This is a genomic window from Cohnella silvisoli (genome assembly GCF_021190915.1).
GTDB lineage: Bacteria > Bacillota > Bacilli > Paenibacillales > Paenibacillaceae > Cohnella > Cohnella silvisoli.
In genome coordinates this window covers 262,696-282,446 of record NZ_JAIOAP010000008.1, presented here as the reverse complement: position 1 = coordinate 282,446, position 19,751 = coordinate 262,696, and the positions used below count along the sequence as shown (strand labels likewise).

At 46.6% G+C, this 19,751-nt stretch carries 17 protein-coding genes and 1 pseudogene; all 18 read right to left on the bottom strand.

Annotated elements, in window-relative coordinates; all coding sequences use genetic code 11:
• Positions 1 to 5: 5 nt before the first annotated feature.
• The gene (locus K7P76_RS17015) at positions 6 to 680 is read right to left on the bottom strand and encodes a phosphopyruvate hydratase family protein (RefSeq protein ID WP_232186498.1); all 675 of its coding nucleotides are present in this window, start codon (positions 678 to 680) and stop codon (positions 6 to 8) included.
• Between the two features lie 21 nt (positions 681 to 701).
• The gene (locus K7P76_RS17010) at positions 702 to 929 is read right to left on the bottom strand and encodes a hypothetical protein (protein ID WP_232186497.1); all 228 of its coding nucleotides are present in this window, start codon (positions 927 to 929) and stop codon (positions 702 to 704) included.
• Complete coding sequence (locus K7P76_RS17005) at positions 926 to 1,093, bottom strand: hypothetical protein (protein WP_232186496.1); 168 nt, start codon at positions 1,091 to 1,093, stop codon at positions 926 to 928. The genes K7P76_RS17010 and K7P76_RS17005 overlap by 4 nt, the downstream gene beginning before the upstream one ends.
• Before the next feature lie 10 nt (positions 1,094 to 1,103).
• Positions 1,104 to 2,090 (bottom strand): phosphotransferase family protein, encoded by a 987-nt coding sequence (locus tag K7P76_RS17000; protein WP_232186495.1) that lies wholly within the window; start codon positions 2,088 to 2,090, stop codon positions 1,104 to 1,106.
• Positions 2,091 to 2,125: 35 nt separating this feature from the next.
• Positions 2,126 to 3,043, bottom strand: coding sequence for an MBL fold metallo-hydrolase (locus K7P76_RS16995; protein WP_232186494.1), 918 nt, complete (start codon positions 3,041 to 3,043; stop codon positions 2,126 to 2,128).
• 72 nt (positions 3,044 to 3,115) lie between these two features.
• Positions 3,116 to 3,778, bottom strand: coding sequence for a GntR family transcriptional regulator (locus K7P76_RS16990; protein WP_232186493.1), 663 nt, complete (start codon positions 3,776 to 3,778; stop codon positions 3,116 to 3,118).
• A gap of 173 nt (positions 3,779 to 3,951) precedes the next feature.
• Complete coding sequence (locus K7P76_RS16985) at positions 3,952 to 4,128, bottom strand: DUF8034 domain-containing protein (protein ID WP_232186540.1); 177 nt, start codon at positions 4,126 to 4,128, stop codon at positions 3,952 to 3,954.
• Between the two features lie 23 nt (positions 4,129 to 4,151).
• Positions 4,152 to 4,298, bottom strand: a pseudogene (locus K7P76_RS16980) (transposase); the annotation flags it as partial.
• A gap of 92 nt (positions 4,299 to 4,390) precedes the next feature.
• Positions 4,391 to 4,711: an L-rhamnose mutarotase gene (locus K7P76_RS16975; RefSeq protein ID WP_232186492.1), complete on the bottom strand. Its 321-nt coding sequence runs from the start codon at positions 4,709 to 4,711 to the stop codon at positions 4,391 to 4,393.
• Positions 4,712 to 5,094: 383 nt separating this feature from the next.
• The gene (locus K7P76_RS16970; RefSeq protein WP_232186491.1) at positions 5,095 to 7,701 is read right to left on the bottom strand and encodes a glycoside hydrolase family 38 N-terminal domain-containing protein; all 2,607 of its coding nucleotides are present in this window, start codon (positions 7,699 to 7,701) and stop codon (positions 5,095 to 5,097) included.
• Positions 7,702 to 7,760: 59 nt separating this feature from the next.
• Positions 7,761 to 8,624, bottom strand: a complete 864-nt coding sequence (locus K7P76_RS16965; RefSeq protein ID WP_232186490.1) for an amidohydrolase family protein — start codon at positions 8,622 to 8,624, stop codon at positions 7,761 to 7,763.
• Positions 8,625 to 8,629: 5 nt separating this feature from the next.
• Positions 8,630 to 10,579, bottom strand: a complete 1,950-nt coding sequence (locus K7P76_RS16960) for a DUF8034 domain-containing protein (protein WP_232186489.1) — start codon at positions 10,577 to 10,579, stop codon at positions 8,630 to 8,632.
• A 34-nt stretch (positions 10,580 to 10,613) separates the two neighbouring features.
• Positions 10,614 to 11,513 carry an aldo/keto reductase gene (locus K7P76_RS16955; RefSeq protein ID WP_232186488.1) on the bottom strand — a complete coding sequence of 300 codons (900 nt, stop codon included), beginning with the start codon at positions 11,511 to 11,513 and terminating at the stop codon, positions 10,614 to 10,616.
• Between the two features lie 177 nt (positions 11,514 to 11,690).
• Positions 11,691 to 14,687: a right-handed parallel beta-helix repeat-containing protein gene (locus tag K7P76_RS16950; RefSeq protein WP_232186487.1), complete on the bottom strand. Its 2,997-nt coding sequence runs from the start codon at positions 14,685 to 14,687 to the stop codon at positions 11,691 to 11,693.
• Positions 14,688 to 14,757: 70 nt separating this feature from the next.
• On the bottom strand, positions 14,758 to 15,579 hold the full coding sequence (locus K7P76_RS16945; protein ID WP_232186486.1) for a carbohydrate ABC transporter permease: 822 nt from the start codon (positions 15,577 to 15,579) through the stop codon (positions 14,758 to 14,760).
• A gap of 43 nt (positions 15,580 to 15,622) precedes the next feature.
• The gene (locus K7P76_RS16940; RefSeq protein WP_232186485.1) at positions 15,623 to 16,507 is read right to left on the bottom strand and encodes a carbohydrate ABC transporter permease; all 885 of its coding nucleotides are present in this window, start codon (positions 16,505 to 16,507) and stop codon (positions 15,623 to 15,625) included.
• A gap of 102 nt (positions 16,508 to 16,609) precedes the next feature.
• On the bottom strand, positions 16,610 to 17,950 hold the full coding sequence (locus K7P76_RS16935) for an ABC transporter substrate-binding protein (RefSeq protein ID WP_232186484.1): 1,341 nt from the start codon (positions 17,948 to 17,950) through the stop codon (positions 16,610 to 16,612).
• Positions 17,951 to 18,130: 180 nt separating this feature from the next.
• Positions 18,131 to 19,741 (bottom strand): response regulator transcription factor, encoded by a 1,611-nt coding sequence (locus tag K7P76_RS16930; protein ID WP_232186483.1) that lies wholly within the window; start codon positions 19,739 to 19,741, stop codon positions 18,131 to 18,133.
• Positions 19,742 to 19,751 lie beyond the last annotated feature (10 nt).

Below are 19,751 nucleotides of genomic sequence, written 5' to 3'. Positions count from 1 at the left end.
CGATTTTAGACCAGCACATCCGCTTCGACCATCTCGGTCAGCGTGCCGATCTGGTTCATCTTGACGAGCACCGAATTAGCGGCGTTCCCGGCGATACCCTTACGAATACGCTCCGGGTTCGTCGTGAACAGATCGTCGCCTACCAACTGCACTTTGCCGCCGAGTCGCCGCGTCAGCTGCTGCCAGCCTTTCCAGTCATCTTCGGCCAAGCCGTCTTCGATGGACACGATCGGATACCGTTCGCACCAACGATCGAGCACGTCGATCATCTCGCCGGCCAGCAGCGTTCTCCCTTCGGATTGCAACTCGTACGTGTCTTTGTCCGGATCGTAGAAATGACTCGATGCGATATCGAGCGCGATCGCCATATCTTCGCCCGGGCGCAGTCCTGCGCGTTCAATAGCGGCTACGAGCAGTTCGAGCGCTTCCTCGTTGGATTGCAGAGAAGGACCGAATCCGCCTTCGTCCGCGAGCAGCCATCCGACATAACCGCGCTCATTGATAATTTCTTGCGTTTTCCAATACACCGCCGACAACATCTCCAGCGCGCGCGGGTACGTATCCGCGCCGACCGGCACCGCCAGGAAATCTTGCACGTCGAGCTTCTTGCCCGCATGAAGTCCGCCGCTAATGATGTTCACCATCGGCAACGGCACTTGCAGCGCCGTTCCGGCAGGCAAATAACGATCGGCCAAATAGCGCTAGAGCGGGCTTCCTTCGAGCTGCGCAGCTGCGTGAGCGACCGCGAACGATGCGCTGAGAATGGCGTTCGCGCCCAATCGCGATTTGTTATCCGTTCCGTCCAGAGAGATCATCAGACGGTCAATGCCCTCCTGATCGAACGCATCTTGCCCGACGATCGCGTCGGCAATCGCCGTATTCACATGCGCCACCGCCTTGCTTACCCCTTTGCCCCGGTAACGGTTCATATCTCCGTCGCGAAGCTCCCTATGCCTCGAACTTTCCGGTCGATGCGCCGGAAGGCACCATCATTCGTCCTGTATGGCCTCGACAGTTCCACATCTACTTCTACCGTCGGATTGCCTCGCGAATCCAGAATTTCGCGTCCTTGCACGCGCACAATTTTACTCATCGCTTGTTCGTCATCCTTTCATCACTTCCTTTAACTTCGTAGCAACCTCGTCATTCGGCTGCCTGAGCCAGGCCATTGCCGTCCGTCTGACGAGGTTTTTCAGCTTCCGGCCCTTCACATAACCGACCGTAGATTTGCCGTCGATTCTGGAGAGGAGCAACGCTCCTGTATGTCCGATCAAGCGAGCCTCCTTATCCGGGTTAAAGCCGTACGCCCAGAGAAAATCTTCCATTAACCGCAGCGCATCCGCCTGCCGCTCTAGCGCCCAGCCTTTCAGCAGCAGATGGGCGAGCAGAAACGCGAGATCGAACACCGGATTCCCCCAATGCACCACCTCGTAATCAAGCAGAACAACGCGTTGTTCCTTATCGACCAGCATGTTTTTCGGTGAGAAATCGCCATGGACGAGACAGGTTCGGTTCTCCTCGAGGTCAGCGATCAGCGCTTCCAGTTCCGACTCCAGCTCAGGATACTTGCCGATCAGATGCCTGTGGAACGGATCGATTCTGAGCTCGCGGAAAAATGTCATGTCTTCGAACGCTACTTGCTTTGTCTCCCCAGCGCAACGCCTGCTGCTCTCATGCATTTCACGCAGCAACACTCCTGCATGACGAGCAACTTCCGGTTGAAATTCTCCGTCCATCAGCAGGCTTTTCCACGGAGCAGCTTCGTCCGGCGCGCAAGTCATCATGTACAGGTGGTTGATCTCATCGGAATACACGACTTGCGGCACGCTGCCCTCCGGCATCATCGGCTCCAGAAATCGCATCGCCTGCTCCTCCCGCTCGATCCGTCCAACGTCGGCAAACCAATCTTCCGCTACGTCCAACTTCCCTAGCGCTTGCTTGAGTACCCATTTCTCATCGCCGGCCGATACTTTCCAGATCAAGCCGGAGACTCCGCCGTTTAACTGCTGTACGGCTACCTCTCTCTCTTGAACGAGTTCATTCAGGCTTGAGACGTATCGCTCGACTTGTTTGGCTACGATAAATCCCATTACATTCAGCTTCCTTCATCAGCATGATCATGTAGTCAGCGAACCGTGTAGGAATCGCCGACTTGCAACACTTTCCCGTCTTGTACAGCTTCAGTCAGATGACCGTGCACCATCGCCAATCCGCGGAATTCGTAAATGCGGCCCATCCGATCGCACACCGCTCTCCAGATCGGTTCAAGCGACAGCGGGCAGGCGGCTTCCATCAAAATTTGATGAATCGTCCAGTCAACCTGATCGATCATATGGTGAACGCCTAGCAGATGTTTGTTCAGTCCCGCCGAATCCGTCGGATCGAAGTGAGCCGTCAGCACTTGCTTGAATTGATATTGGCGATTCCATTCGGCGAGCTTCTTCACCGTCGCGTGATATTGCTTCGGGCTATAATGTCCGGGGAACAAATCGCCTTCGTAAAGGGTAATGGCATCCCCGAGAATGAGCGTATTCGTGCTATGTTCAATGAACCCGATCTCGTACATCATGTGTCCCGACAAAGCTAGTGTGGTGAGCTGCGTGTCGTTGTCGAGCTTGATCGTCATGCCTTCGGTAATCGACAGATCCACTTTCGAGCCGCCGTCCATCAGTCCGAGAATGTCCCGCTTCGTCTCCTCCGAGTGAGGCAGAATGTTCGGAAAGGGCAGGCAGAACTGTTCGTAGTGGTACTCCATATCTTCGATCCAGCGTTCGGAGCCGGCCGGTGCGGCCACGAGCAGACCGTACTTCTCTTTCAATTGGCGGTTACTTCCGATGTGGTCCGCGTGAGGGTGAGTGTTGAAGAGAATTCGCACGTCAGTTGACCTGGCTTCCTCCACGACATCGACGATATCCCCGAACATGGACGCTACGCCTGAATCGATCAATACGGAGAAATCCTTGCCTTTTACCAGGAACGTGTGCAATGGCGTCGTGTCGGAGAGCATCGTCTTGGCCGCAAATACTTTGTCGTTGATTTTCATTCGGTTTCATCCTCTCTTTCATTTTTAACATGTAACATGTTATAAAAATCGGAATAAGGCAGGCTGCACTCCTTAATCCCGAAGCCGAAGCAACGCTTCTTTCCCTTGCTCGATATGATTGGCGACAAGCGCAACAGCCAATTCCTCATCTCTTTTCTCAAATGCCTCGACGATCTCAAGATGCTGATAATGGCTCGATTCTACTTTCTCGGAGGCTCTTGCGAAGAAGGCGCGTTCCGTGATCCGATGCGCGTTAAGGCCTTTGTACAGCTCCAGAATGACTTGATTGCGGCCCATCTTCACGATCTGGATATGAAACTGAATGTCCAATTCATTGTAGTTCATCGAATCGAACGGTTTAGCCTCGTAAAATCGGTCCATTGCCTCGATCAGCTTACGCAGTGCGCGAAAATCCTCTTCTGTTCCTTGCGCCGCCCCAATCTTTGCCGAGCGTGTCTCGAATAGGAGCCTCGCCTCGAACACTTCGATGATCCGGGTGATGTCGATCTCCGCCACATACGTTCCTTTGCGCGGCTTGATGACGATTAATCCTTCCATTTGCAGGCGATTAAACGCTTCCTTCACCGGCGTTCTGCTCACGTTAAACTGTTCGGCCAGCTCGAAAATATCCAGCTTCTGGCCAGGAGCAAGCATGCGCTTGAAGATGGCATTCTTTAATTCTTTGTACACTCGATCCGTCGTGAGCATATTCTCGATTTGGGCGAACTTGGTCATGTGAGTCGATCCCTCATTTATCTTTGTAACATGTTACATTCAACAATTTCATCTTAGATCGATGGGATTGTTCTGTCAATAGGATTTCGGTTTCCACCCGGTTCGTTAGAGCGGGCACATTTCCTGCCAAATATGAATCGCGGAGTATATATCGTCGAACAGGCTCGTGTTGACTAAATGAATTGTAGCCGAATCCGGCGATAGGCATCTTCAAGCCTAATGTACGCGCGATCATTCCTGCCCTCAGGATAACACACCATATGCGTAATCAAACCCGTGGCGTTCAGATTGAGCGGCACGTCGCCGCGATTCATCCGTTCGTTCATCATCGCGATCAAATGATTGTACACTTCATCATTCGACCACGCTCACTTCCCTCGATGATGTTCAACTGAGGACTGTATGGAGGGAGAAATACGAGTTCCAATTGATCGGCATGTTCCATTAGAAAGAATTAAATCAGTTTGGCGTGGTGAATGCGCGCATTATCCAGACCGATAACCGTCTTGCCTTCTGGGTATTTGGCGATGATATTTTCAAGAAATAACAGCCGCAAGGGGAAGAGGAAAAAGTTCCATGTCACGAATATACACCATGAACTGTACTGTTCGCTCATCCTATTAAATTTCCCCCCTGTAATCGGTAAATCTCGCATGCATCCTGCCATATCTCCGAAAAACATACGCCTGTCAGCCGATGCCACTCTTCTTCCAGATGGTGATCAATAACCCGTTCCGGAAGCGCCTGTGAAGGGTCGGATTCTACGATCATAAACAAGGTCAGCCCCTCGCGAAAAATCCGCAAAGACACGATGCCTGCTTCCCGCATATGCTTCTCGTTCATGGCAGGAATATCCCGATGAAGCTGTTCGTACCGCTCGACTTGATCCGGATGAAGATGCGCCACTTTGATTTCCGTTATCCTTGCTTCCATATCCCCCACTCCCCTACAATTGACTGCTCACCTTACTCCAGAAAGCCTCGTTTTTCTTAAGGCTCTCATAGGCAGCCGTCAAAAAGCATCATTGGGGTCATGACGATCTATTACTTCACAGGCCCCTGCAAATACAGGCGGCTTACCTAAGTTGGTCACCATCCCGCCGTCATAGTAGATCACATCGGGAAGCAAACCGGAGGGTTGTTGAAAGTTAAAAAAGATTTGCGCTTGATCTCTGGCTAACCGATGGCATGAAACGTGCAGTCCCAATTCCACACGCCTTTGTATGTGATTCTTGCATCTGTACTAACCATGTTTGTGACTTTTCCAATTCCGATGCCTCTCCAGTTTTTTTGGAATTGTAGAACTTAACGGTTCCCTCACAGGCCGAGCAATTGTAGGCGAAGATGCAACATTTGCTTGGAGCCCAGCGTTAAATGCAGCCCGCCATCTGAATGAAGCTGAGATCTGTTTATCTCCTCTTGACCCTCTTCCAGTACATTCGTAATGATAGCCGCTGTTATTGACTGATTTGGAACCCGTAGCTTCACTTCCACAGAATGATGTTTCAAATTAACCAGACGAACAATGATTCCATTGCCATCCTCGGCGTGTTTAATATCAAACGGGATGACTCCGTCGCTTATGCACTCGAGCCATTGACCGGTTCGCTCTTCCGAACAGTGAACCACTGGAGCAGACAAGATAGGAGCGGTGGCGCGAGTCCCGGCCATCATGGCCTGCATTTCGTCGTAATTTTTGAACGTAGAGAATACGTAAGTAAAAGATACAGGCCCCGGTTGATGGGCACGGAAGTTCGTATCCCAGTAATTGTTCATCGGCCAAGCGAGCAGCAACGGATTCGATTCCCTCAAAACTTCTTTTTGTTCTTTGCCAAAATGAAAGCCGCCGATCTGAACAAGCGGAGCGTCTGGACAAGCGAGCGTGATGCCTTTGTTGCCATCGTACAAAGAAACATGTTTGTCGACCGTAATATAGTCACGGCATACGCCCGGCAATTGCTCTTTATCCAGTTCAACCACTTGTCCCGCCGTATCATAGTGACATTGCCACTGATCCAGATTCAACGGGAAAGCGAAATAGGTTCCTTCTGGCGTTGTTATATCTTGTTTATGAAATGAAGCTTTCAGTTCAATATCCGACTTATAGTTGAAAAAGGTAATCCGTTGCTCGAAGTCCGTTACGCCTGGGGCCTCGGCACGAATGATCAGCGTTATTGAATTTACTCCGCGTTCCACAAGGCATTGATTCAGTTTGCTCATTGTGCTGCGCTTCGCTTTCCAATCATGATTCCAAACCGAGATGCTTTCCAGAGCCTTCGGGATATCCGTGGGGAAGAACGTGCTGCGATGTTCATGATGAAATGCCGGATCGATCGTTTCCTGTACATATTGAAAGAACGTATACGGACTGGATGAATCCAATACATTCCAATTCAGCTTTTTATCGAACAACTCCTGGATTCTTCCCGTTAACGGATCAAAGGTACAACGATGGAACGGGGTTTCGATCCAGTCTTCGCCAAACGATATATCTTCAGCAACTTCCGCCTTCTTTATTGAATCGAACGGAATCATCCGCCAGCTAAACGGCTCCATGTGGACGGTACCATACGCAGCGCCCGACCTCACCTGTTCACGATTCATCGGAACAAATCGCATTCGGTTCGCCGCAAGATGTTTTTCGCCTTCCTGATAAGCGGCAGTAAAGCGAATCTCGTGAATCTGAGGAGCAGCAGACGGATTGATTAGCATCAAACCTTCCGGCGTTCCGGATTGATGCGGGTTTCGAGCGAACTTCTCCATTTTCGTTCCAAGCAAGTACCCTGTCAGACTGTTCGCCTGATAAGCATAGTGAGCTTTATGCATCCACTGAATTGATACGTCGAGCTTATCAGGGTCCGTTACGGAATTAAATGCTCCCCATGTATGTTCATCAAATAAATTGATTTGTTCCCACGCTTGTTTCTTCACCGATACATAGGCGGCATCATGTTCCGGTTGAAACGCTCCGAGTAATTCAACGGCTTTCATCCCCTGCTTCGTTTTGCGGTTTAACCGAACTTCCTTGGCCGAACTGCCGCTTCCGCAATTCCAGTAATCCGTCCAGTCGCCCGCATATACGGATAATTGATGCTCTTGCTTCTTAATGCGAGCCAGCAATTGCTCTGGTGTTACAAATGAAATCATGTACTCATGCCCTTCCCCATTCCATTTGCGAAATAGGGAAGCCAATTCCGCATCAGGCGGGTTGTTATCGTAAAGCGGCAAGTTCGTCGAGGTCATATATACAAAATCGAACGGATAGTCCGGCAAGGCGTCGATTTTCGCGATATATTTCGCAAGTCCATCTTTAATGCCGCTTGTATCCTTGTCATACAAATTGCAAAGTTGCGGAAACAAAGAGTACTGCTCCCCGTTGAATGCTAACAACTTCCTCCGGTCAGGGGCTTGCCAATGGAAGGCCATCGGTCGGGTTAAAGGAAATCCTCCAAAGTGAATATTGATCCCCATGATCAAAAACTCTACTCCAGCATCAAGAAGCAGTTGAGAGTACGGCCATGGTTGACCGTTTATGTCATGATGGATGGCAGTCTTGATTTCAATACCAAATTGATTACGCAATTGCTTGATCGGGAGAAGCATATGAGCAAGTTGCTCCGCATTGCAAAGCGGGGTCGTATGCATGAAAGAGGCGCTGATGCTCATTTGACCGTTATTTAGATAGCGATGCAACTTTTCTTTCTGTATGTGATCCGCGGTTTCCAGCCATCTCAAGACCACAGAGGAAGATTCACACGTCCAACGGAATTTGCAGTGTTCCGGCCAAGCTTCGGTTTGTTCACAAAGCGCTAACGCTTGATCGATATAGTCTTTGTGCAATTCCAGTATGATAGGTTGAGCATGCGTATACCCAACATCTAGATGGCTATGGTGCAAAATGAGTACTTCCTTGATTTTCGACATATAAGGTTTCTCCTTAATTATCTTTATTTACATATCAGTGAAGCATGTATCTGCTTCATTTACACCGGTAATCGATATACTTTAAGTGCATTACCGCCGAATATATTTCTCTTTTGAGCTTCTGTTAGCTCGCGAGGCAGCGCATCGCGGACCATTTCTAACATTTGACCGAAGCTGCCCGCTTTTAAGCATACCGGCCAATCGCTGCCGAACAAGAGCCGGTCAGGACCGAATATTTGTACAACATGTTTGACATACGGTGCAACATCCGGAGCCCGCAAAGTCCCTCCGCCTCCACACGTCCCGAGCCCCGACAGCTTGCATACTGTATGTTCAAACTGGGCAAGCACACTCATTTCAATGGCCCACGTTCCGTATTGCATGTTTGCAATATCCGGACTCGCCAGATGATCAACAATCGCCACTAAATTAGGAACTTGTTCCAGAAGCCTTCCCATCGCAAAAAGATCAGATGGCGCAATGAGTAAATCGACCGGAAAGCCTTCATCTGCGAGGATCGACAAATTATGCAGAAGCTGTGGGTGGCGCCCCCAGTCTCCGTCAGGTACATTCGGAAAATTCGGGCGAATGCCGACAAAGCGTCGATTGGCGCGAAAGCGAGCGAAGTGATGTTCAAAGTCTTTACTGCTAATGTCCAGCCAACCGACCACCCCAAGCAAGGTTTCGTCTTGTTCGCACAGGCCGAGCAAAAACTCGGTTTCTTCCATCGTCGGCGCCGCTTGTACGACGACCGTCCCGGCTACTCCGTATTGGAGCAATTCCGGTTTTATCCGTTCCGGCATAAAATCCTGGTACAAAAGTGGTTCTTTGTCAGGGGTGAGCCAGCCGTAGTCACCACGCTGAAGAAACCAAAAGTGCTGGTGTGCATCAATGATCTGTTTCGTCATTCCTATCGATGTCAAATCTATCACCCTTCATTATGCTCATTATTCGTGAAGCGCCCGTGGATCACCGACTGTTTATCGTTTTCCAGCCAAGGCATTTCGTACGTTGGGGTATTCACATAGCGCTCCATCGAAACGCGTAACGTTATTCCCGTTCCCTCAGGCAGAGTGACCTGAAGCCATTTGCTGTTCACCGCAGCCGTATCAGTCGCTTCGCCGCGTTGATTGATGACTTCAGCTTGCAAAAACCGATGTTCGCCGAATACGCCGGCCTGTACAATCAATTCCCGCTCGTCGAACAGAGTTGTGTTAACGAGATGGATTGTGGCTGAATCCGGCGTCAGTTTTTCCACAAGGGCAGACACCCCTGGCGGCAGTCCGGGACGTTTCGCAGCAACATCAAAATAACGAACGCGGCCGTGCTGCAGCCCCCCATGCGAAATGTGCATCGGCCCTCCTAGTGTCAATTGTACAAGTCCTTCAAAATAGAGCGGACACAGTTCCTGCCAGATGTGGATGCTTGAGTACATGCCTTCGACCTGCCCGGTCCAACTGTGCGGATCCCCTTTAGGGTCGCGCATCTTCGCCAGTTGATTGCCAATCAAGGTATAGTTGGCGTCTAAAATGCGCTCCGGGTAATCGGGATTGAGCCCGCGAATATATTGATACCACGGCTGCGTATTCCCGATGTAATGTTTCGTCTCTCTCCCGGTTTTCGAATCTCTTCCAGACCACCCCGGTACGATAACCTCGTTCCAGTCGTCGTCTTTTGGTATTCGCTCAACGCGTTCCAGGTCTTCGTCCGACATCGATATCATCCATAGATTAATCGGATAGGTGGTCAAAGCTTTGCGATAATCCGTCCATCCGCTGTCGAAGTGCTTGTATGGCACAACCCAATTGCCCTCTTGCTCCTTGCGCAGACCCCAGTTTCTATCCAACTGTTCTCGGGCCAATTGCAGCCCTTTCAAGTCTCCGGTAAGCAGCACCGTATTCACGCTGGCGTTGATCAGAGGCTCAATGATCGTCGCAAACCCGTGCGGCCAACGCCAGCCATAGTAACCGCCCCACCATTTTCCATCGTTGTATTCCCCGATTTGACCCGAAAGCCCGATATTATCCGGGATGATACCACCGTTTAATCGCGTCCGCTCTTCCCATGCTTTCACGTATTCGATGACCCATTTCCTCAAGCTCTCGTCCCCGGAATGCAGGAAAGCGTGTGTGAACAAGCTCGTCGCATTCAAATTCAGCGGAACGTCGCCGCGATTCATCCGCTCGTTCATCATAGCGATAATCTGCTTGTAGACCTCGTCGTTGGACCATGGACACTTGCCGCTTGCAAAATCAACGCCCGGAATATCCTCGTAAGGAGCCAAATAATCGTCCAAAATGTCGCGATGCGTGCTCCAATCTTCCTCAGATACCTCAAAGCGGGGGCCTCGGCTGCCCGTCAGCGGCGACCGGATCAGCTTCAACTCCTTATCATAGTTGGGCGCTGCCGGATCGTCGCCCGTATACATCGCTGCGAATTTCAAAGCGCGCTGCCGATCCTTGAGCGTCGAGGGTCCGGCCAATCCTAAGAAGTACAAATACAAATAACCCTCACCGTGGTGCATCCAATCGTAATACGCATCGAACTCACGGTGGATTTGTCCGTATTCCGTCCACTGCCACGTGATGCCATCCCATATTTTGCGGGACACCTCATGCAGTTCGCTGCTTCCTCCAAGCACATACAAGAGCGCCAAATTCATAAACCCTTCGTACGGATCGTCCGACCCATCCATTCCCGGCCACTGTTCGAACCAAATGAGCGAGCCGTCGGGATGCGTGTACCGCGCGACAAACTCTTTAGCCGCTTTGTTTAGCGTTTCAAAAAGCAACTGCTCCTGCAAGGCCCACTGCGGCGGTACTACCCGCTCCGAGGCGCGGACACGCACAGGCATTTCTTTACTATTAGATGAAGTCATTGAAAAGTTCTCCTTCCGATTCATAAAGTTTCCCTTAATCAAACAACGGCTGCCCTTGAAACAGCGTATACACTTTTTGCAGATCTTCGGACTCTAAACCTTTTCCATCACAGAAGGACAGATTGGTACGCAGCGTAGAGAGCGAAGCTATTCCCGTCAATGTGACATGAATATCAGGATTGCTCAAACTGAAGCGCATAGCGGGCTCAATCAGCCCTTTCGGCTCCGTCTTCCGCAGAAACGCTAATTGCTCAATCCGGTTTAAAGATTTCAATCGAACATCCTCTTCCACAAAGTGAGCCGGTTCATCCGCCAGCATCCCCAAGCCAAGGACGCTTCCGTTGATAACGCCCATATTCAACTCCTTGGCAAGCGGCAACACCTCATCCTTAGCCGTATGATCGATTAGCATATACCTCGCGTAAAATTGAATCGAATCAAATTTTTCGGTCTTCATATATTTCAGAAGCAATGACAAATTCCGCGTCGTCACGCCGCTAAAACGGATTTTACCATCCTGCCGCAGCTTCTCCAGAGCCGGTATAGTCTCATTTATAATAAGCTCGTAGGGCTGAGTTTCCACATCATGAAGTTGCAAAATATCAATCCAATCCGTTTGCAACCGCCGTAGGCTGTCTTCCACCGATCGGATTGTGCGGTTATAATCGTACGTCATGTCTCCTCTGACCGCTTTGGATGCCAGCACTACACGGTCTCTGAGACCGATAAGTGCTTTGCCGATGCGCCGCTCCGATTCGCCGCTCCCGTACAAAGGAGCAGTGTCAATGAAATTGATGCCGGAATCCATGGCCTCATGTATCATATGCTGCACCTCGTCTTCATCTGTCTTGCCGAAATGACCGCCAAGCGGCGCTCCCCCGAGGCCAAGCTTAGATATCTTCAGCCCTGTTTTGCCGAATGTCGTATACTCCATGTTTTCTCCTTCTTTCAAACCAGTGTTTGCCCGGATTCGGAAATAAAACGACAAATCACCAGCCTTCTCTTTAGTGCTGGTGATTTGTCATGCCCCTGAACCAATTCACTTACGGCTCAACTAATCTCTGATCGGGACACTGATGGTCATCATACTGCAGAAGCGAATTAGCAAATCTTAGTAATGAAAAGCATCAATGTGAATGGAATAGTAGCCGCCGTTACCGGCTGAATCGGACACAATTTTGATCGTATGTTGTCCGGCGGATAATCCTGTTTTCGTATAGATGGATTGTTGAAATATTTGGCTGCTTGAGTAAGTATTGACGGTTTGATCAAGAACCCCGTCAATATATACTTTGGCCACTCCAGAGTACTGATTTTCCTTTCCAATCCAAGTAATGGATGAACCTGTAAATGTGAATTGAGCATAGGCGCCTGATGTTGTCGCACTGGACCAATGAACTGTATTTTTGTAATTTCCGACATCATTTGTCTCCGCTGTCCATGTTCCGCTGTAGGTTATACTTGGGTCATTATCATCTACTATGTTAACGTATGGTTTCAAAGCATCAATGTGAATGGAATAGTAGCCGCCGTTACCGGCTGAATCGGACACAATTTTGATCGTATGTTGTCCGACGGATAACCCTGTTTTCGTATAGATGGATTGTTGAAATATTTGGCTGCTTGAGTAAGTATTGACGGTTTGATCAAGAACCCCGTCAATATATACTTTGGCCACTCCAGAGTACTGATTTTCCTTTCCAATCCAAGTAATGGATGAACCTGTAAATGTAAATTGAGCATAGGCGCCTGATGTTGTCGCACTGGACCAATGAACTGTATTTTTGTAATTTCCGACATCATTTGTCTCCGCTGTCCATGTTCCGCTGTAGGTTATACTTGGGTCATTATCATCCACTTTATCATCTACTACTGGAATAATATCTTGATAATTCGATTCTAATCCTGCACTGTTCATTATCGTTTGTGCCGCTGTTGGCCAACTTGTTAATCCTTCTTGATTGTTGATAACCGTATTATTTTGCGGTTGCGAGATATACTTGTTCGATGAGTCTGTATAGTTGTATTCTACATCGTTGTTTGATGAAGGAGGGCCAATATCCAACCACCAAACGTAAGATGGAATGGATGCAACTACGTTATGGTTAACATTAAAATTACTTGAACCATTATCCAGATATAAAGCTCCGTATTGATTATGGTCATCACGGACATAGTTGTTGTTTATCGTAGAATTCGCTTGCGAACTCAGGGTATAAATACCGCCGCCATCATTAAGCGTCTTCATAAAGTCATGAACATAGTTATACTGAATGGTATTATTCTGGGCTACAGTAGCTGTTGCCCAGCCTCGGCTTCCACCTGCATCAGGAGCGCCCCACCCCCAACCCATAGAAATTCCGGAATAAGGAACATTTGTTATTTCATTGTGGGTAATATTAGAACTATCGGTATATAAGGCCATGATTCCTACCGCATCATGATATTCCTGCGCGATTTGAGTGATATAATTATTAGATAATGTATTGTTTTTTACGAGCTTGACAGTAGGATCTGTTTCTGTGTAAACTCCTAACGCATCAACCACCATCCAGCTTCCGCTCTTCTTTACAACTTTTATTGTATGCTGTCCAGATGTCAGCCCTGTTTTACTATACATTAGACTTGTTGTATAACTGCTGGCATAACCATTGACCGTACTTTGAAGAACACCGTCAATGTACACATCTTGATTGCCTATATCCGTATTTTTGACACCATAATAATTAATTCCAGTACCGGTAAAGGTAAACTGAAAATAATCATTATTATTTTGGGTTTGGGTAACATCATTTTTATAATCCCCCACCCCCCGATTGCCGGCATACGTGAAACTACCCGTATAAGTAATTCCGTTATCGTTGTCGTTGTAGTAGGAGGTTACAAGATGACCCTCGTCGTTCATATGGCCAAGCTCGATACCGGAACCTGAAATATCCTGAAAGCGATTTCCAACTACTGTATTGTTTTGGCTTCCATATTCGAAACTAAGCGCCGCTGCACCTAAATGAGTAAATACGTTTCGCTCCAACCTTACATTTTGGACAGCTGAGAACGTTACATTACCCGGAGTTTTGTACATATCCGTGTTTTGATTTCCTCCATCTGATCCATAATGCAAAAAGCCTGCCTGGAGGGGAGCATAACCCTCGCTTGTATTGGGCCGTAGCCAAGTTGCATAAGAAAAGGTGATTCCATAAAACTGTATATTTTTTAAGGGAGTAGCATACGTGCCAGCACCGCTTAAGAGCGTTTCCAATGTTGGAGCGATGATCGAAGCTGTCGACATATTCTCATTGGTGTACGGTTTATAGTACAAGTATCCTGAAGAACGATCCAAGTACCATTCGCCTTCCGAGTCCAGCAATTCATAGGCATTCTCGATCCATGCCGGATTCGTTATCGTGTTAAAAGATTCCCGGTTAGAATTGTTCCAACAGGGTTGCTGCATGGTGACTGTAGTTCCGCTAATTGAACTAATGCCGCAACGATATTCCCTCCAGTTATTCCTGGAAACGATTTCGATATTTCCGATATTTCCCCAACTAGCCATGGTAGAATCGGGAGCTGTATAACCAGTGCCCGTCTTCGTCCAACCTGTCGGATTCATGGCGCTTCGGGCGCGAATCGCGCGTACACCATTTACATAAAGCTGCCGGGTATCGAATGAAGTTCCTACACTTGCTCTGTAAATGTTTTTACCGCTATTATAAAGAGACCATCCCGTAATCGTTTGCCCGCCGCTGATAATAGGAGAAGATCCGGGATTCGCCTTATAAATAATATTATATCCATTGGTTCCCGAGTCGTGTACAGTCGAGCTTTCAGTTAATTGAAACGTGGAAGAAAGCGTATAAGTCCCATCCAGCAAGTAAATGATAATATCTCCGGTCATGTTGCTATTCAGAGTGCGGGCCTGATCTCTGGCTCCAGTCAGTGAACATGGCGCAGACAGGCTGCAAACATTTCCACTTCCCGTCGGAGATGCGTAGAGCGTAATCTGCACTGCGGCTGATGCTCGATTTGGAAGTAGAAATTCGATGAAATATAAAGCAAGAACCACAACTAAAAAAACAGTTAAAGTGCTTTTACCTTTTCCCCATGCCATAAAAATCTCTCCTTTTTGCTTTGTTTGCAAAGTTTAATGAGGCATTATCGGCGGGAACTAAATCTAATCTTCACTTCAGAATTGCGCCTGCGGTTAAGGCATTCTCGATCTTCTCGTTTCCAATCATATAGACAATAATAGTGGGAAGGCTTGAAATAAGCATTGCCGCGCCAATCAAACCCCAGTCTGCTACACCTATGCTGACAAAAAAATCAAGCAGCCCTATCGTAATGGGTCTTAATCGATCTCGACCTGCAATAATAAAGGCCAGAGGAAATTCATTCCATATTCGCATAAATAATAAAACACATTGAGTAGCTAATGCAGGCATTACAACGGGCATTATAATTCGGAAATACGATTCATAGATGTTGCACCCGTCAATACAAGCCGCTTCTTCGAGTTCTTTAGGCAGGGATCTAAAAAACGCATAGAGCATCAGAGTGCATGATGACAGCGAAAAAGCGATATAGGGTAACAATAACCCGAAATAACTGTCCTTTATTCCCAATTGTTTAACCATCATAAATAACGGAATGATGACTACCTCGATAGGAATAATCAATCCTAATGAGATATAAATCAAGACAGTTTTACTGTATTTCCATTCCATTCTACTTAAACAATAAGCTAGCATACTCCCGATGAGTAACGTTATGAGGATCGTCCCAGTAGTATAGATGATGCTGTTTTTAAAGTAGGTGAAAAAATGGTATTTGCCTAACGCTTTCGAGAAGTTCGTAAATACCCACACTTTCGGCAGACCAAAAGGATTATCATAACCTTCGCTTTTGGATTTGAACGATAAGCTTGCCATCCAATATAAAGGAAAAATGAATGAGCAGCCCAGTACAAGCAAAAATACTTTCAGTCCATAATTGACCAAATTCATCTCAAATTTCCTAAATGTCATCGCTTCTCGCCCGCTCTCCTGTCTAAATCTCTATTTTTTCTCTAGCAACAAAACGATTAATCAAGAATGAAATAATGAGACATTCAATTATGAATAACATTGCTGTAGCCGTTCCTTTTCCGAACTCGGATCTTTCAAATGCCGTATAATACATCTGATATACAATTGTTCTTGATGCGTCTCCCGGTCCTCCCATGGTCATAATTCTTACATGCGCATATAAGGCCATCGAGCCAAGCGTAGAAATGATTAAAACATACTTCACAACATCCTGTAATAAAGGAATGGTAATTTTTATACTTGCTTTAACATAGCCTGCCCCATCGATTAGAGCCGCTTCATAGTAAGTTTTGGGAATTGATTTTATCCCTGTGTAGAAGAGTAAAGCATTTAACCCGATGTACTGCCAAAATAATGCAACAGCTACACTAATGAGCGCCGTATCCTTATCAGTCAACCATTGTTTGGCGAGATGGCCTAAACCAACTGTTCTTAATATCTCGTTAAACAGGCCCCAGGTAGGTTCGTAGAAAGCTATCCACATTTGTGCCACTACAGTTACAGAAAGCACTGCAGGAAATACAGCTGCCGCTTTAAAAAATCTCCGTATGCTTGGTGTCTGTGCGTCCATCAGCAAGGCCAGCATCAATGAAATGGGTAAGCCGACGAATATGGATAAAGCTACGACGAGAAGTGTATTCTTATTGGCTTGCCAGAAAGTTTGGGAGTTGAGTACATCCATGTAATTTGCCAATCCTACAAATCCTTCGCTCTTGAAACCATCGTGATTTTGCAGACTGATCATCATTTCAGGGAATAGAGGGTAAATCACAAATGCTGTAAAGAGAAGCAACGCAGGGAATGCAAACACAAAAACCGCCAGTCTGTTTCCGAAATACCTGTTCATGCTTGCCTCCAATTGAATGTTGATGAGATGGATGCACGACATTCCATCAAGTTTTGTCTTACTTGAAGGAATGCCGTATACATCTTAATGTTCTTTATTTACTTATTTAAACCACGTGTTTTCCTTCCAAGTCTTATCAAAGTCTTTTACAAACTGATCGGATGTATATTGGCCTGTTAACAGGTTTTGCCCCAGTGTTGCGAATTCAGCGGCTACCTTGGCGTCCTGTGCATTGATCGAATAGGACGCTATTTTGGTAGGTACTGCATTATACCAATCTAAAAATTTTTTCATTAAAGGTTGCAATTCACCCGTTGGGTTTCCTGTTTTAAGCGCGACTGGAGCTCCAGTGGATTCGAAATATTTCGCATCCGCCATAGCTAAAAATTCAGCGACCTTTACTGCCTGCTCTACATTTTTGCTTTTTGCGTTTACAGAATAGCCGTTGAGAGGAGCTCCCCAGAATTGCGCCACTTTGGCCGAGTCATATTTGTCGCTCGCTGCCGGGAACGGGAAGAAATCCACGGTAGGATCTTTTGCCAGATCAGGCAACTCCCAAGTCATCATCATGTACATTGCCGCTTTCTTCGACGTAAACAACTCTTTGGCTGGACCATAATCAAGGTTAGCTACCCCTTCAGGCAATGCGCCAGATTTAGCTAATTGCTCGACCCTCGCGAGTCCCGCTTTAATGGAAGGGTTATTGAAATCCGTCTTATTGGTTACCAGATCAGCCATGGCTTGAGGATCGCCAATTTGAACCATATTCTGGAACAAGAACACAGTTGTCGACCATCCGCCTTTGCCTGGGGTAGAAATTGGTACAAAGCCCTTGCTCTTGAGCGTCTGTGCTGCTTTTACCAGTTCGTCGAACGTCTTGGGTATTTGTACGCCTGCCTTTTCGAACATATCTACGTGATAGTAAATGACTGGGGTAAAGTACGTGTCTGATCCGGATGAGAGAGCGTAAACTTTACCATCTTTTGCTTTCAAAGCATCCGGAACTGAATATTTATCAATAAAATGATCCTTCGTCACATAAGGCGTCAAATCCAACAAGTTGCCTGCCTCCATGATCGGAGGTGCTAGCGTAGAGTCGCCATACCAAACATCAGGCAGATCTCCAGACGCATTATACGTCTTCATTTTATTGACAAAGTCTCCACCGCCACCGCCAGGTTCAAACTCTACTTCAACATCAGGCAGCGCAGCTTCAATGTTAGGCTTAATGAACTTTTCCATAATATTGTTTCTGGCTTCGTCCGTAGTGATCGTCATCACTCTAATTTTAGCTTTCTTGTTGGGCGAGCTCTGAGGTGTACTCGTTGCAGCAGAAGGGGTGGCTGTACCGCTTGCATCTTTCCCGGTAGTCGCGCATGCTGTCATTGCAAGCAACGATGTGCCGACTAACGCAGTGCTAAATAGCTTCAAATACTTTGACAAGAAAAGACCTCCTTGAATGATATGTTCTTTGGGGACAGGTCTTTGTATCCGCTTTCCTGTCCTGAATTAATCGTATCTCTTTTGTGTTTCGTTAATAAGAGAATATTCTCGGAGTAGCAGTAAAATTGTCGGATCATTTCTTGCCATTCCAAAAAAAATAGCTTCCGGTTAAAAAGCTACTCACCATTTTATGTTTTCTATATACTTACTTGGAGGCATGCCAAAATATTTCTTAAAACATTTGCCGAAATAGTTGGCATCCGCATAACCCACTTTATTAGCAACAATCTGGATCAACTGATCTCCATTGTCAAAAAGCTCCTTGGCTTTGTACATGCGCACTTCCGTCAAGAAATCATTAATTGTTATTCCTGTCTCTTTCTTAAAAACGAAGCAGAGGTGGCTATAATTCGTATAAACGTGCTTTGCAATATCGTCAATTTTCAGTTCCTCATTGAAATAGTGGCGCTGGATGTAGTTTTTGACGTCCTCAACCACTTTCGCTGACTTTGAATACTTATTTTTTTGCACGTGTTGTACAGCATTTGCAAATATATCCTTTATCCAATTTTCGATTTGGTCAATTGAATTCATATCCTGGATAGCTGTAAGAAGATGATCTGTATCCATAAAAACCTCTTTTATACTCTGGCCTGTTTCTGTGAGATACTCCAAACAGGTAGAAACCATTTCTACGCTTGTAACAAAAAGCATGTCCACATTAACATTTTTCGACCTGATCAATGTAAAGATGTCCGTAAGCCGCTTTTCCGTTTCCATTGCATTACCGATGCGCATACTCATCAACAATTGGCTTCTTTGTTCCACGGAGAATAAGGTTCCCATTATCCTTATCTCAGATACCATGTTATGCAGAATAACCCGGTTCCCACCCAAAATCAGTCGGTTTTTCAATGCAAATAATGCCTCTTTGTAAGAAATGGATACATCCGCAATATCTTTATATATGTTCCCTATTCCAATTGTTACTGTGAACTTCAAATATTTATGGACAGCATGCCTTATTCCGTCACAAAGCGCTTCAATGGTGTCAAATGATTCGCTATCCATGAATCCAAGAACAACGCAAATGCAGTCATTATGATCATGACAAATCGCATACTCGCATTTACCCAGAACCATATCGGCGGCAATATTAGATACTGCAAATTTCCATATTTCTAATTCATTTTCCAACCATTGCAACTCCTCATTCCTGTCTATTTCGATTACAACAGATAGATAGTAAGGCGAAATGAGAGTCATGTTCAAGTATTCCATTTTTTGCACTAGCTCATTACTGTCAAAGGGAAGATTGCCCTGTAAAATTTCGTTAAGAAACCTGTCTCTTAATACAGGCATATATTCCCGGACTTGTCTCCTTAAATCATCCATCTCAAGCTTGATGCTTTGCTCGCTTTCGATCAGCCCTTTAATCTCAAACAGGGTATTTTTTATTTCATTCTCATCTATTGGCTTCAAAATGTAATTGTAAGTTCCTAGCTGTACAGCTTGTTTGGCGTAGGTAAACTCACTTTGTCCAGTAAGAATAACAATTTTAAGCTCATTTCCTTGCTCTCTAATGCATTTAATAAACTCCAATCCATCCATTACCGGCATATTGATATCTACAAGCGCAATATCCGGATTTGTTTCATGGATCTTCTCCAGAGCCTCCTTGCCGTTCTTAGCCTCGCCGCAAATTTCGAACCCAAGATCGTTCCAAGGCAATGAAACCTTCAAAGCCTGTCTGAAATAATATTCGTCATCGACGATTAAAACTTTAAGCAAGATGACCAAC